11 protein-coding genes are annotated in these 14,852 nt (G+C 54.2%); 2 read left to right on the forward strand and 9 right to left on the reverse strand.

Features of this window, described 5'->3' with window-relative positions:
• Positions 1-213: 213 nt before the first annotated feature.
• Positions 214-1,713, forward strand: coding sequence for a sugar transferase (locus GSQ86_RS05375; protein ID WP_158748921.1), 1,500 nt, complete (start codon positions 214-216; stop codon positions 1,711-1,713).
• 53 nt (positions 1,714-1,766) lie between these two features.
• On the opposite strand, the gene alaC is transcribed toward GSQ86_RS05375, so the two are convergent.
• The 8 genes from alaC to GSQ86_RS05415 all read right to left on the reverse strand — a co-directional run bounded on the left by alaC (position 1,767) and on the right by GSQ86_RS05415 (position 11,635).
• Positions 1,767-2,969 carry an alanine transaminase gene (gene alaC, locus GSQ86_RS05380; protein ID WP_158748922.1) on the reverse strand — a complete coding sequence of 401 codons (1,203 nt, stop codon included), beginning with the start codon at positions 2,967-2,969 and terminating at the stop codon, positions 1,767-1,769.
• Positions 2,970-3,046: 77 nt separating this feature from the next.
• Positions 3,047-3,814 (reverse strand): LytTR family DNA-binding domain-containing protein, encoded by a 768-nt coding sequence (locus GSQ86_RS05385; RefSeq protein ID WP_158748923.1) that lies wholly within the window; start codon positions 3,812-3,814, stop codon positions 3,047-3,049.
• A complete protein-coding gene (locus tag GSQ86_RS05390) occupies positions 3,811-4,914 on the reverse strand; it encodes a sensor histidine kinase (RefSeq protein ID WP_158748924.1) in 1,104 nt (367 codons plus the stop codon). The genes GSQ86_RS05385 and GSQ86_RS05390 overlap by 4 nt, the downstream gene beginning before the upstream one ends.
• Positions 4,915-5,069: 155 nt before the next feature.
• On the reverse strand, positions 5,070-6,260 hold the full coding sequence (locus GSQ86_RS22935) for a BON domain-containing protein (protein WP_216841018.1): 1,191 nt from the start codon (positions 6,258-6,260) through the stop codon (positions 5,070-5,072).
• A gap of 135 nt (positions 6,261-6,395) precedes the next feature.
• Complete coding sequence (pgi, locus tag GSQ86_RS05400) at positions 6,396-8,030, reverse strand: glucose-6-phosphate isomerase (protein ID WP_158748925.1); 1,635 nt, start codon at positions 8,028-8,030, stop codon at positions 6,396-6,398.
• Between the two features lie 71 nt (positions 8,031-8,101).
• Complete coding sequence (locus tag GSQ86_RS05405) at positions 8,102-9,538, reverse strand: phosphoglucomutase/phosphomannomutase family protein (protein WP_158748926.1); 1,437 nt, start codon at positions 9,536-9,538, stop codon at positions 8,102-8,104.
• 27 nt (positions 9,539-9,565) lie between these two features.
• Positions 9,566-10,681: a mannose-1-phosphate guanylyltransferase gene (locus tag GSQ86_RS05410; protein WP_158748927.1), complete on the reverse strand. Its 1,116-nt coding sequence runs from the start codon at positions 10,679-10,681 to the stop codon at positions 9,566-9,568.
• Between the two features lie 15 nt (positions 10,682-10,696).
• Complete coding sequence (locus GSQ86_RS05415) at positions 10,697-11,635, reverse strand: type I phosphomannose isomerase catalytic subunit (protein ID WP_158748928.1); 939 nt, start codon at positions 11,633-11,635, stop codon at positions 10,697-10,699.
• 69 nt (positions 11,636-11,704) lie between these two features.
• On the opposite strand from GSQ86_RS05415, the gene GSQ86_RS05420 reads away from it, so the two are divergent.
• The gene (locus GSQ86_RS05420) at positions 11,705-12,676 is read left to right on the forward strand and encodes an SDR family oxidoreductase (protein WP_158748929.1); all 972 of its coding nucleotides are present in this window, start codon (positions 11,705-11,707) and stop codon (positions 12,674-12,676) included.
• A gap of 81 nt (positions 12,677-12,757) precedes the next feature.
• Here the strand turns inward: GSQ86_RS05420 and GSQ86_RS05425 are convergent, their stop codons facing one another.
• A complete protein-coding gene (locus tag GSQ86_RS05425; RefSeq protein ID WP_158748930.1) occupies positions 12,758-14,752 on the reverse strand; it encodes a beta-N-acetylhexosaminidase in 1,995 nt (664 codons plus the stop codon).
• Positions 14,753-14,852 lie beyond the last annotated feature (100 nt).

The raw sequence follows: 14,852 nt of genomic DNA on the forward strand, positions 1-14,852 counted from the left end.
TATCGAACGGCTGCTAGTCCTTTCTGCTTTACCCCGCGGAGAGACTGTCCGGGGGTACTCGCAACCGGAATATGCAGCGCCACAAGAAAGCATTCATCCAGGCGTACTGAGCGGAAGTGAGTTTGCTGTATCCGATGGCAGGGTTATATCGGCAGCTTAACTGATAACGGATCGGTATCGAGACAAACCTTCTTTTAACCGGGTTCCCAGACCATGGCCACATCAGAATTTATTCGCAGAAATGTTCCATCCGGACAGCCCGCCCATTCGGCTACCAAGAATCGCCGAGTGACCGGTCCAGCCTTTGCATCGAAACTCCTGCAGATGGCCGGTGACGTGGTAATTATTTCCCTGGCATTTCTTATTGCGATCGGGCTCAAGATCTTCTTCTTTTCTGACGGGGTCGATAAGGTGCCGATTCATTCGGCGGCGATTGCTCCGATTTATCTAGGTTTCTTTGGATGGTTCCTTTTTTCCCTGATCATCCTTTCGGAACACCACGGGCTTTATGGCCCCATTCCTTCGGCAAATGGTGGGCGTGATCTTCGGTTAACCGTTCAGGCTTCGTTGACGGCGGGACTTCTTCTCTGCGGCGGCCTTTATCTTGCGCACTGGGAGATGGCTTCCCGCGCCGTCGTTTTGCTGCTCATCAGCACTACCGCCATCAGTCTTTGCATCTGGCGAACAGTTATCCGTTTCACTCGTCATCGCAATTTCGAAAAGGGCGTGCATACCCGTAATGTTGTCATCCTTGGCACAAATTACCTGGGACAGGCTCTCGGACAGCATATCTCCAACAATTACCGTCTTGGCTATAAGTTTCTGGGGTATGTCTCTCCGTGGGAATCTGCCAACGAGCAGGATGTGCAGGTGTCTGACAGGCTGGGCACTTTGTCGCAGTTACGGCAGCTAACACGGCTTCATTTTATTGATGAAGTCGTGATCACTCACGCTCTTCCTAGCGAGAAGACCATTCGTCTGATCGAGGAGGCGCGGGAATTGGGTATTGATATCCGTGCGGTTTCCGGTTTGTATGGAGATCTTTCCGCAAATGGAACAATTGAATATCTCGGCTTGTATCCGATCACCGCACTGCATCGCAGTCAGTCCAGAACTTTCTCAGTTTTTTTCAAGCGCGTTTTCGATATTGTCTTTTCACTGTCGATGCTGGTCGCCATTACGCCCTTGATGCTCATCATCGCGCTTGCAGTACGGCTTGATAGCCCGGGGCCGATTTTTTACGTCTCCGAGCGAGTCGGCAGACGCGGTCACTCGTTCTTCTGCTTCAAATTCCGTACCATGGTCAAAGATGCGGAAACGAGAAAACGTGAGCTGGCGGCACTGAACGAGCGCGACGGCATCCTCTTCAAGGTATCCAATGATCCGCGCGTGACCCGCGTTGGACGCATTCTCCGGAAGTACAGTCTGGATGAGCTACCACAATTCTTTAATGTCCTCCTTGGCGAGATGAGCGTAGTAGGTCCGCGTCCTCCGATTGCCAGCGAAGTTGAAAAGTACGAACTGGAACACTTCCGCCGTCTGGAAGTGACACCGGGCCTGACCGGCCTCTGGCAGGTTCATGCGCGCCAGGACTCTTCCTTTGCGAAGTACATTGAGCTTGATACTGCTTACGTTGAAAACTGGAGTTTCTGGCTTGATGTAAAAATTCTTTTGCGCACTGCCAATGTCGTGGTTCGCGGGACCGGCGCTTAATTCCGAATTCTGCAACGACTTTTCGGTCCCCAGATTTACTCTGGGGACCTTTCTCATTGAGCGATAGGTTGAGGCAGCACTCCATCTTTTACAAACATCTGCCTGATTCCTCGCAAAGCCTGTCGGGTGCGTTCTTCGTTTTCAATGAGAGAGAATCTTACATGACCGTCTCCAAACTCACCGAAGCCGATACCGGGGCTGACGGCAACCTTCGCATCCCTAAGCAGCCTGGTCGAAAACTCGAGTGAGCCCAACGATCGGTATTGTTCGGGAATAGGTGCCCATACGAACATCGTGGCCTTTGGCAGCGGCACATGCCAGCCTAGTTTATTCAGTCCGTTTACAAGAACGTCACGCCGTCTCCGATAGTTCTCACAAATTTCCTGAACGCATTCCTGTGGTCCTTCGAGAGCAAGAATAGAAGCAACCTGTACCGGCGTAAATGTCCCGTAATCGAAGTAGCTTTTGATGCGGGCAAGAGCTCCAACCAGTTTCTTGTTACCGACCATGAAGCCTACACGCCAGCCAGGCATGTTATAGCTCTTGGAAAGAGTGAAGAACTCGACCGCGATATCCTTGGCACCGGGAATCTGGAGAATCGATGGAGCCTTATATCCGTCAAAGCAGATGTCGGCGTAGGCGAGATCGTGTACCAAATAGATGCTGTGCTCTTTGCAAAGAGCAACGACACGTTCGAAAAAGGTGAGATCTGCGCACTGGGTGGTTGGGTTCGCGGGAAAATTCAGAATCAGCATCTTGGGCCGCGGATACATGAGCGGAATCGTGCGCTCTAACTCCGACAAGAATGCTTCCGTATCGTGAATAGCTACGCTCTGAATGTTCGCGCCGGCGATCACAGGCCCGTAGATATGGATGGGATAGCTTGGGTTGGGCACAACTACCACATCGCCCTGATCGAGGGTAGCAAGGCACAGGTGTGCGATCCCCTCTTTTGAGCCGATCGTGGCAATCGCTTCCGTCTCCGGATCGAGCGCAATGTCATAGCGGCGCTGGTACCAGTTGCAGATCGCCTTTCTCAGGCGGGGAATGCCGCGTGACAGTGAATACCTGTGCGTGTCCGGCTTACGCGCGGCTTCGATCATCTTGTCCACGATGTGCTGGGGCGTCGCACCATCAGGATTGCCCATGCCAAAGTCGATGATGTCTTCGCCGCGATGCCGCGCCGCCGTTTTCAGCTCTGTGGTTATGTTGAATACATAGGCGGGCAGCCTTTTAAGTCTTGAAAATTCTTCCACGCGGTTCAGTCCTCTGCACTTCTTGATCGCTGTCTCCCACTATAGAAGATGCGCAGAGAATTTTCCCGCAGAGATCGCTATCCGTTGAGTGCCTCCTGCAAGCGGTCGCTGTAGCTCCGGCTGACGCGAAGGGATGTCCCGTCTTTGAGACGAAGCAGACAATCGCGATTTGCCAGAGCCTGCATTTCCGCAATGCGATCAAGACGGACAATGGTGGATCGATGGATGCGAACGAACGTCGATGCATCGAGTCTCCGCTCGAGGATGTGCAAGGGCTCACGCAGCAGATGAGTTTTGCCGTTCACATGCAATGCGGCGTAGTCGCCTTGCGCCTCGATCCATTCCACTTCGTTTGCGGTAACGAAGAAGATACGCCGACCGTTGCGTATGGCGAACCGCTGTGGACCTGTCGTCCCACGGCGCGAATGCAGATCGGAAAGTAAAGACTCCAGCCGGTCGCCCAGAGTGTTGTCCTGCTCCATTTGCAATACGCGTTGCACACGCTCCAATGCCTCGTTAAAGCGCTCGTCATCGATCGGCTTCAGCAGATAATCGCTCGCATGTACGTCGAACGCGCGTAGTGCGTACTGATCAAATGCGGTAAGAAAGATCACGGCGGGACGCTCTTCAATCGGAAGGTTCTCCAACATCTCGAAGCCATCCATCTCCGGCATCTGCACATCGAGAAATATGAGTTGCGGATGATGCTCGGCGATGGCAATCAAGGCATCTTCCCCGTTTCCGCATTCGGCAACTACATCAAACTGCGGATAAGGCCGTAAGCGGGAAACAATTCCTCTGCGAGCGAGAGGTTCGTCGTCAATCACTATAGTTTTGTAAGTCATGGCGCTCCATTCTCTATATTTTTTGCACCGACAGTTTCCATTGGCGCGACATATGTGTGAAATGGAATTCTGATCATTACTTTGCAGACATCTTCTGCGGAAAAGTCGATGCTGAACTGGTGGGCATCGCCATACAGTTGTTGCAGACGAGTGCGAATGTTGGTCAGCCCAATGCCATAGGTGCATGGCTTTCCATTGAGCGGCACTAACTGGTTTCTTACCTGGATCACAAGGTTCTCGTTTTCACGAAATGCGGCGATGAATAGCTCGCCACCCTCGCGTCGCTTCGCAATACCGTGACGCACAGCGTTTTCTACAAGCGGCTGAAGTAGCAACCGTGGAACACCCGATTCAAGCAGCGCGGAATCGGTCTCTTCGATTACGGTAAGCCTCTCGCCGAGCCTTGTTTTCTCAATCTCCAGATACAGACGGGTGATGTCGAGTTCATCGCGTAAAGGGCTTTCATAGCTGCCCTCATTGTCCAGCGTGGCGCGGAAGAAGTCTGCAAGCCTGGCGATCATGCGGTTGGCAGTGGCAGTATCGCGCTCGTACACCAGGGTAGAAATGGAATTGAGGGTATTAAAAAGGAAATGCGGGTGGATTTGATATTGGAGTGCCTTCAATTCCGCCTGGTGTACCAATGACTCAAGCCGCAGCAGGCGGGCGCGCTCTTCCGACTGCGCTCCATAGTGCTTGATGCCGAAATACAGGGCGCTCCAAAGCGCGAGCATGAATGTTGGACTGAGCGCATTGGCGAAAATATAAGGCCATTGAAATTTTTCCCATTGCGGCATCAGATATTTGGCTTCGATCCACAAAAGAATCGTTCCGCAAATCAGTCCCAACAGATAGCAGGTTAAGGCTATAACGCGTAATACACTGACCCACGGCGTCTGCCTTCGCCAAAGACGGCGGCAGACAATATGCAACGGAAAACTGGCCAGAAAGCATACACCGCAGAAAACCAGCCGGTACAGCATATCGCCGCGAAGCTCTTTTGACGGCAGATAGCTAAGCAGAACGACACAAAAATAGACTGCCCAACCGCCAACCTGAAGCTGCCAGAACGACGGCAGCCGATGCTCTTCGGAGATTTTCACACTGAGGTATGTTAACGGGAAAATGGCACAACAGGCACTGTCGTCCGTCGCAAAACTGGCACGGATGGCGGCGCCTACGCAGCGGCTCAAAGCTGAAAATTATCTAAGAGATACAGCTGATGTGCGGCAGGCCGGATTTCCCGGCCTGAGAGGTACTAAGGACGATAGTAGACAGGTCCGTAGTAGGGATAAGGATAGCCGTACGGATAGCCATAATAATAAGGCCGTGGAGCCATGTAGACCGGTCTGCGCTGCAGTGTCGGCTGCTGCGGAGCCGAAGCCTGTAGCCGTTGTGCTTCCTGATACGAGACAGGAGTCACGGTCACTGGAGCCGCGAGGTGGAAGCTCAGGAGAGCTTCTGGGGGAACAATTACCTGAGGACCTTTCGTTGCCGCAGAAGCAGCAAGCCCGGTTGCGCCGCCTGCTACTGCGCCAACCGCCGCGCCGGGGCCACCGCCGAAGATCGCCCCGATCATAGCGCCCACTGCTGCTCCCCCAGCGGTATTTGCGGTCGAATATCCACCCTTGCCGGGAGTTTCGCTGGTCCATGCGTCGGTCGTTAGCGAATAGGTCTGTCCACCCAGGTTGAGAGAAGTGATCTGTAGCTGCAATCCCGACTTTCCAGCCAGATCGCCAGGCTTCTTCACCCCTGTGACCTGTCCAGTTAGAACTGCTCCCCGCGGAATGGCTAATGTACTGCCCTGATAAACATTATTGGCAACCGTGGCCTGGAAGAATGTGCCTGCCTGCAGCTTGTGTGCATCGAGTGGTTCGCTGGTGCGGACATTCAGCAGAGTTCCTGCGGCGAGCGTAACTGGTTCTGCCGGCTGCTGAGAGTAGCCGAGCTGTGAATTATTCGTCTGAGGCTGTTGCGCAGGTGGATAGCTCGGCTGGTTTTCAGCCGTATCAGGATTCGAGACACCTTGGTCGTACGGCGGAGGCGGAGGCGTTTGCTCGTCGGCCTGCTGGTCTCCACCAGATGTTGGCTGCTGCGCCGGTGTAGCGCCGACAGTTAGGTTATTTTCGACGGAACGCACTCCACTCACCCCCGCTGCAATCTGCTGGGCAAGATGCTTGGTGGAGTTATCCTGCACCGTCCCTGAGAGCGTCACTTCGCCCATGATAGTGGCCGCCGTAATCTGCTGGCTCTGCAACTGTGGCGATTGCGCCAGTGCGACTGCGACATCGGTCTGGATATCGGCGTCGGTCCGCACTACTGCCTGTGAAGCTTGCGGAGCAGCAAAGGCAGGAAATTCACACAACGACGAACCAAGGAAAGTCAGGCAAAAAACAGCCGCGCCGGTAAGTAACCGTGGGCTTCTATTTCTGGCAAAGGAATTCATCATAACCGCACCCTAATCGCGCATATGCGGCCTCAAAGTGAGGTAAAGGCGCAGATGCGTATTGTTTTTATAGACACAGTCTCGCCGAAAAAGTTACGGGCTGGCCGCAGCCAGCCCTGGCTTGAAAATATAAAAGTTTTACCCTCTAAGCTTCTTATATTCGTCGATGAGTGTGCTGGTCGAGCTGTCGTGCTTGCCGACAATTTTGCCCTCCAACTCGGTAATGATGTTCTTGGCCAGAACCTTGCCAAGTTCCACGCCCCACTGGTCAAAGGAATCGATCTGCCAGATGGCACCCTGTGTAAAGACGCTGTGCTCATACAGGGCGACAAGCTTGCCCAGAACTTCGGGCGTGAGTATCTCAATCAGGATGGTATTCGACGGCCGGTTTCCTTCAAAAACGCGGTGCGGAACCAGCCAGTTTGGAGTTCCCTCAGCCTTAACCTGTTCTGCGGTTTTACCGAAGGCGAGCGCCTCACCCTGCGCGAAAACATTCGCCATCAGCAGATCGTGATGATCACCTAACGGATTCAATGTCTTCCCAAAACCTATGAAATCACAGGGGATAAGCTTCGTTCCTTGATGAATAAGCTGGTAGAAAGAGTGTTGACCATTTGTTCCCGGCTCACCCCAGAAGATGGGACCGGTTTCGTAATCAACATGATCGCCGCTGAGAGTGACGTGTTTGCCATTGCTCTCCATGGTGAGCTGCTGCAGGTAAGCGGGAAACCGCTTCAGATACTGGTCATACGGCAGGACGGCAACAGTCTGAGCGTCGAAAAAGTCGTTGTACCAGACGGACAATAAGCCCATCAGGACAGGAAGATTCTTCTCGAACGGAGCAGTGCGGAAATGCTCGTCCATTTCATGGAAGCCTGCCAGCAGCTTCCTGAAATTTTCTGGTCCGACAGCAATCATGGTGGAGAGACCAATGGCCGAATCCATCGAGTAACGGCCGCCGACCCAATCCCAGAAGCCGAACATATTTGCTGTATCGATGCCGAACTTTGAAACCTCTGCCGCGTTGGTGGAAACAGCTACGAAATGCTTCGCGATTGCCTTCTCGTCACCCAGCTTTTTCAGGCTCCACTCACGGGCAGTATGCGCGTTGGTCATCGTTTCAAGAGTGGTAAAGGTCTTCGACGAGATAATGAAGAGCGTCTCTTCGGGATCAAGATCAATCGTCGCTTCGGCAAAGTCAGTTCCGTCTACATTCGAGACGAAGCGGAAGACCATATCACGCTGGCTGTAATGGCGCAGGGCTTCATAGGCCATGACCGGACCCAGATCTGAGCCGCCGATGCCGATATTGACGACGTTCTTAATTCGCTTGCTGGTGTGGCCAAGCCACGCACCACTTCGAACGCGATCGGCAAAGGCCGACATGCGATCCAGAACTTCATGCACCTCAGGAACTACGTTCTTACCGTCTACGAGAATCGTCGCATCTTTTGGAGCGCGCAGTGCTACGTGCAGCACGGCGCGGTTCTCGGTGATGTTGATCTTTTCTCCGCGAAACATCGCGTCGATGCGACCGCGCAGATCGCTCTCGTCTGCCAGTTTGAACAAAAGCTTCAGAGTCTCGTCTGTGATGCGATTCTTTGAGTAATCCAGATAGATACCGAGGGCATCGACAGCAAGGCGCTCGCCGCGACCGGAGTCGTCGGCAAACAAAGTGCGCAGCTGGACATCCTTGATCTGTCCGTAGTGCGATGTGAGAGCCTTCCACGCAGAAAGCTGTGTAAGCGGAACTGCCTTTTCCGTAGTAGCCATGACGCTCCTTCTTCCTCAGCGACTTAGATTCTGCCACACCGCAGCAGGCAGCGGGTAGCGCATAACCAGCCTTAACTCAGGCTATTCATTGCAAATTGACGCGCCGCTTCCAACAACTTTGACACCGATTCCTTTGAGCACGATTCCGAGTAGATGCGCAGCAGCGGCTCCGTCCCGGAGGCACGAAGCAGCAGCCATGTTTCCGCAGCATTCGGTTTGGTTTGTGCTTCAGGGTTATTCAAGAAAAACTTGATGCCGTCGAGGGTTTCGACACGATCTACCGGCATGCCTGCAAATTCTTTCACGCCGGAGCGAGCCTTGGCGATGGTGGCGTTCTTCAAATCATCGTTGATATGTAAATCGATGCGCCCGTACTGATGTTCGCCATACTCTTCCTGAAGGCGTGCCACCAGCTGGCCCAACGTCTTGCCCTCCTCCGCCATCACGTTGGCAATCAGGAGTGCATTCAGCAGGCCATCGCGCTCAGGCAGATGTCGCTTAATGCCGATGCCACCAGATTCCTCGCCGCCTATCAGGATGTCTTTTTCCAGCATCAGATCGCACACATATTTAAAGCCGATTCCGTGCTCGTACAGTTTGCGTCCATAGCGTTTGCAGATGCGGTCAAGCATTTTGGTGGTGTTGAAGGCGCGTGTGACATCGCCCGGCCACTTCTTGCGCTCCAGCAACCATTGCAGGAGAACAGCAAAAATCTTGTGCGGATCGACAAAGTTGCCGTGCTCATCTACGGCGCCAATGCGGTCTGCATCGCCATCTGTCACGAGTCCAGCCTGGCACTTTTCCGCCACCACTGTTTCCTGCATGGCCCGTATGTGAGGTTCGATGGGCTCAGGATTGATGCCGGGAAAAAGCGGATCGACATTGGCGCGAATTTCGACGAAATCGACGCCAATTTTTGTAAAGATACCCGCTAACACTCCTCGACCGGCGCCATACATACAGTCGATTCCGAACTTCAGGCCGGATTTGCTGATGAGATCGAGGTCGGCAAAGCGTGAAATCGCTTCGATGTAAGGAGTCTGAAAATCGACAGTCTCGATCTTCGCTGGGGTCGCAGCTTCGGGCAACGGCTTTCCGAGATAGCCTTCAATTTCGGTGATGATGGACGGCTTTCCAGATCCGCCGTAGTAAGCCTTGTACTTCACTCCATTCCACTGATACGGGTTATGGCTTGAAGTAATCATCACCCCACCAGCGGCGCCATGCGCGCGCACTCCGTAGGAAAGCGCCGGCGTCGGCGTAATGCGGTCGGCAATTTTCACGCGGATGCCTGCCGCCGCGAGAACTTCTGCCACAGCGTTCGCGAAAGCGTGCGAACCGAAACGAGTGTCGTAGCCTATGCAGACACCTTCGCCCGGGTCCTTCTTCGAAAGTACATAATTGCCAATGGCTGTCGCGGCGGCTCGTACATTATCAAAGGTAAAATCGTCGGCAATAATGCCGCGCCAGCCGTCCGTGCCAAACTTAATCGCAGTTGCATTTCCCATGTGTTTGCTTCTTCTTCTCCGGAAAACTTAGATGAGTTCTTCGCGCCCATTCGCGGCGAGCTGTTTCACAATTTTTCCGACATCCTGGGAATGGTGGCGGGTGGTAACCAGAATCGCATCATCTGTCTCAACGACTACGAGATCTTTCACGCCGACCAGTGCAACGAATTTACCTGGGCTGAATATGTAATTACCCTCTGCATCGATTGCCATGCTTCCGGCACACTCTGCGACGTTCTCATGCTGGTCGACGTGCTGCGCCTGCTCCATCTGGTGCTCGTAGAGTGCAGCCCACGAGCCAAGGTCGTTCCAGCCGAAATTTGCCGGCAGGCAATAGAGATTCGAGCGGTGCTCACCTTTGGCCGAGCGAGGCTCAAGCACCGCATAGTCAACGCTGATGTTTTCGCACTGCGGATAAAGCCTCTCGAATACGCTGCGAAACTCAGGCGTTCCATACGCAGCCGCAATTTCTTCCAGAATCGGCGCTGTCTCCGAGAGGTGTTCGCGGATGGCATCCGCAAGAGTGCGCGCGCTCCACACAAAAATGCCACTGTTCCAGTGATAATTTCCTGCCGTTACAAACTCTTCAGCGCGCTCCTGATTCGGTTTCTCGGTAAAGCGGCGGACACGCATCGAACCATCATCGAGCGTATCGCCCGTCTCGATATAGCCATAGCCAGTTTCAGCACGAGTCGGCGTCACGCCGAGCACAACCATATTCTCGCCGGCAGCTGCAATTTTGATTGCATCTTCGAGGACAGCTAGAAATGCCGCTTCATCGCCGATCACATGATCTGAGGGAAAAATGCCCAACACCGCGTCCGGATTGATCCTCTCGATAAGAAACGCAGCCAACCCGGCGGCGGGCGCAGTATTGCGCGCGGCCGGCTCGCAGACCACATGATCTTTGGGAACCAGGTCAAGCTGATCGCAGATCGTTGGTGAAAGCAGGTCGTTGGTGATGATCCAAACATCGTCGCGTTTTGCCAGCGGCGCGAGACGGTCCACAGTACGCTGAATCATCGTGCGCTCGCCGTCGAGCGCGAGCACTTGCTTCGCACGGGCTCGGCGACTGCGTGGCCAGAAACGCGTCCCACTGCCTCCGGCCAGAATGATCGGTCGAAAATCGGCTGATTGGGGCATGATCCTCCAGGATCTTTAGGCGAATTGCGGCAGAATGCGAATGATTTCGGCACCTGCTTGTGCTTCGATGCTCCAGTTCCCTGCTTCAGCAGGAATAACGGCCAGTTGGCAGCGATCGAGAGAAATAGGCTCAAAGCCTTCCCCCGTTATCGTCGCATTCCCGTTCGCGATAAAGAACATCTGCACTACGTCTGCCGATGCATTGTCTGCGTCTGGTAGAGCATCCTTCCAGCGCTCAATGCGGAAATATTTCTGATCGATGAGGACAGCGTAGCCATTCACAGTCTTGGCAGCCTTCTTGCCCGCGTCGGTCGAGAGCCGCGTTGCTTCGATGGATTTATCGATATGCAGCTCACGCGGACGCCCGTAATCATACATTCGATATGTCAAATCGCTGGTCTGCTGTGTCTCCAGCAGGACCGCGCCGGGCCCGATGGCATGCACCGTGCCGGCATCGACGAAGATCATGTCGCCTTTATTCACTGGAACATGATTCAGCAGTTCTTCGAGGGTTTCATCTTGAATCGCCGCCCTGACCTGGTCTGGCGTTGTTCCGGGCGTGATGCCAAGCGCAACCTCAGCTCCGGGCTGAGCGTCGAGGGCATACCAGCACTCTGTTTTGCCGCGCGGTTCCCCGTATTTCTGTGCCATCACATCATCCGGATGCACCTGCACGCTCAACTTCTCTTTGGGGAAAAGAATCTTGATCAGCAGCGGAAACTCTTCCCCGCCATGGCTCTTACCGAGGAGTGCCTCGCCCTGTTCAGCTGTGATTTTGTTAAGTGGCTGACCCGTCAGGGGTCCGGTCTCTGCGGCGCACATTTCGCCGGTGAGCCAGACTTCGCCGATCGGCTCGCCTTCTGTCTTGTAATCAAACCAGGGTGAAAGATCGTGGAACCCCCAGATGCGGGTCCGGAAATATGGAGCAAGTCTGAATGGTCTTAAGGCCTGCATGTATCTCCAGTATGCCTGATTTTGCGCCACTTACACAGTGTTGCGTAGAGAGGCTACGATAGAAGAGACATGGCTCGTTATCTCGTAACCGGCTGCGCCGGATTTCTCGGCTCCTGGATTAGCCAGGCGCTTCTGGAACGCGGAGAAATTGTCCGCGGCTTTGACAACTTCGAAACAGGCCTCAAGAAGAATCTTGCGGAAATCAACGGCAGATTGGACTTCGTAGAAGGAGATCTTCGCGACGCCGATGCCATCGCACGCGCTTGTGAAGGCGTTGATTATGTTCTGCATCAGGCTGCGTTGCCGTCTGTACCACGTTCGGTGAAAGATCCCCGCACCAGCCACACGGCAAATGTTGACGGGACCTTTAACCTGCTCGAAGGCGCACGCGCGGCCGGAGTCAAGCGCATCGTCTATGCTGCTTCCTCTTCCGCTTACGGCAATCAGCCGGGATTTCCTCGTAAAGAAACAATGGTTCCCATGCCGATTGCGCCGTATCCGGTGCAGAAGCTTGCGGGAGAACTTTACATGCGCAGCTACTGGCAGGTTTACGGACTTGAGACGGTTTGCCTGCGCTACTTCAACATCTTCGGTCCGCGACAGGTTCCCGACTCTCCTTATAGCGGCGTGATGGCAAAATTCGCTCTGCTCATGCTCAGCGGGGAGCAGCCAACCATTTTCGGGGATGGCGAACAGGGACGCGATTTCACCTACGTCGCAAATGCTGTCTCTGCCAATCTATTGGCTATGGAAGCACCGGCGGAGAAAGTCGCAGGTAGAGTCTTCAACATTGCCTGCGGTGAGCGCCACACGCTGAACGAGACCTACAAAATTCTCGCCGAGCTGGCCGGTTTCACTCAACCAGCGCTTTACGGACCTGAACGAACTGGCGATATTCAGAATTCGCTTGCCGATATCACGGCTGCGCAGGACGCATTCGGCTATAAACCGCTCATCGGCTTCGAAGAAGGACTTCGCCGTACTGTGGATTGGTACAAGCAGCAAATGAAAGAGGCCGTTCCTCAGAACAGCCTCGCATAAATGTAATGATGGAAGTTTCAATCAAGAAGATGGCATCCGACGGATGCCATCTTCTTTACACATAATTCAGAGTTAGTCCGTCTATTGGCCCGCCTCGACCAGCTTCCGCAGGGGATCAAGGACGGTAAACCGAACAAGCCCCTGCGGCTTCTGTGCAGCATCCAATACCGCAAGGCTATTCTGCTTCCAATCCGCTTGAGACCCATTTCCGCCAGCCAGACGAGCTACTGCCTCCGAGCCAATCTGGGCGAGTTGGGCAAACTGCTGAGCCCTGCCGGTGGTGGCATCCTCCGCGAGCAAAGGCGATGCAGCAACCTGCTGTTGCACTTTCGGCGCTGCGGCTGTCCAGGAAGAGAAAATGTTCTCAAGCTGGTGCCGCTCCGCCTCGTGCTGCGAAGGATTCTGAAGGAACGCGTTCACCAGCACCTCTAAATCATGGCGTGAGGGGGGATCGGGACGAACCGCATCCACAAGATGATTGAGCGGGGTAAGCTGCGAAGTATGCTGTCCCTGGTAGCGATTGCCAAAGCTCACCGGTTGCAGAACAGAAGCAAAGACACGCAAGGCATCGATATCTTTCGTGCCTGTCAAAGCGCGGAGGCCTACATCTTCATGGGTAATGTGCGTCAAACCAAATGCCTCCAGCCGCACCGATACGACAGCGAGCCGGCGATACATATCATCCACGTCGCGCACATTCTCCGGAGACCAGAAGCGCTCAGCAATTACGGCCGTGCGAGGCCAGATACGCGAGTCGATCGTACCTTCGTTGATCTGCTCGCCCCACATGCACACTTCCCCCCCGAGGATGAGTGTGCGTTGCTCCGGCGTCAGATCAGAAGTCGACGGCAGCGGATCTGCCAGGTAATGCTCTTCCGCCGACTTCATCGCATCCAGATAATACGGAGCAGATAAAATCCCTTGGTATCCCTGCTTCGCGCTTGCTCCGAGTGATTCCTCGCCGCGCCATGACTGAATCATGACATCCTTCGGCAAGGCCGGGTTCAAGACTTCATCCCACCCAATCATGTGCCGATGATGCTTCTCGAGAATCTTCAGCAAATGCTGATTAAAGTAAGCCTGCAGTGCGGCAGGATCTTTTAGATCGTGCTTCTGCATGAACTCTACGATTTTTGGATTCTGCTTCCATTGCACGCCTTTGGTTTCATCGCCGCCAATATGCAGATATGGATCGGGAAAGATAGTCGTCATCTCACCGATGAAGTTGTCGAGGAATTTGTAAACGCTGTCGCGCGTCGGATCCATGGCTTCGTCGCTGATGCCGAATTCACGCCGAACCTGATATGGACCGGACCCGCTGGAGATTTCCGGATAGCCGACGAACCAGCTCACACTGTGTCCCGGCATATCGAATTCAGGCACCACGCGGATACCGCGCGCCCGCGCGTAGGCCACCACTTCCTTCGCCTGATCCTGCGTGTAGTACAGACCGTCTGAGCCCATACCCGTCAGCTTGGGATAAATCTTGCTCTCAATGCGGAAACCCTGATCTTCGGTCAGGTGCCAATGCAGGACATTCAGCTTCACGGCTGCCATGCCGTCAAGGGTGCGCTCGATTACGCTCACGGGCTCGAAGTGGCGTCCGCAATCAATCAACAGACCGCGCCAGCGAAAACGCGGAGTATCTTCAATGCTCACCGCGGGCAGAATGTATCCGGAACCGGAAACCTGAACGAGTTGCAGCAGCGTCTCCATTCCACGCAATGCGCCAACGACAGTATTCGCCTGTAGCTTTACGCCGTTGGCAGCCACATTCAACGAATACGATTCGTCTTCATCGACAGACTGGACCATTTCGCCCGCGCCCTTTACTTCAATAACTAGCGAAGCTCCTGCAGAGTCCTTCTGAATGGCTTTTGAGATGGGCACGCCGGTCTGATATTCCAGCCGATGCAGCATTCGTCCAATGCCGGCATCCAATCGTTCATCGCGGAATTGCGGAGCAGCCACCGTGAACGAGGAAGTCAGCGCAAAGCTGCCCTGCCCTGCGGTAAACTTTGCCGGTTCAGGCATAAGGGTGTTGGTAAACGTCGGCTGCGTGGTTTGCGCACTCATACCGATTGCAGAAAACAGAACTACACTACAAGCCAAGGCTGAACAAAATGCAGACCGCAATTGCGTAGTCTCCAAAGATGGATTATGTTCCGAGGCATTA

This window comes from Acidobacterium sp. S8, assembly GCF_009765985.1.
In the GTDB taxonomy this organism is placed as follows: Bacteria; Acidobacteriota; Terriglobia; order Terriglobales; family Acidobacteriaceae; genus Alloacidobacterium.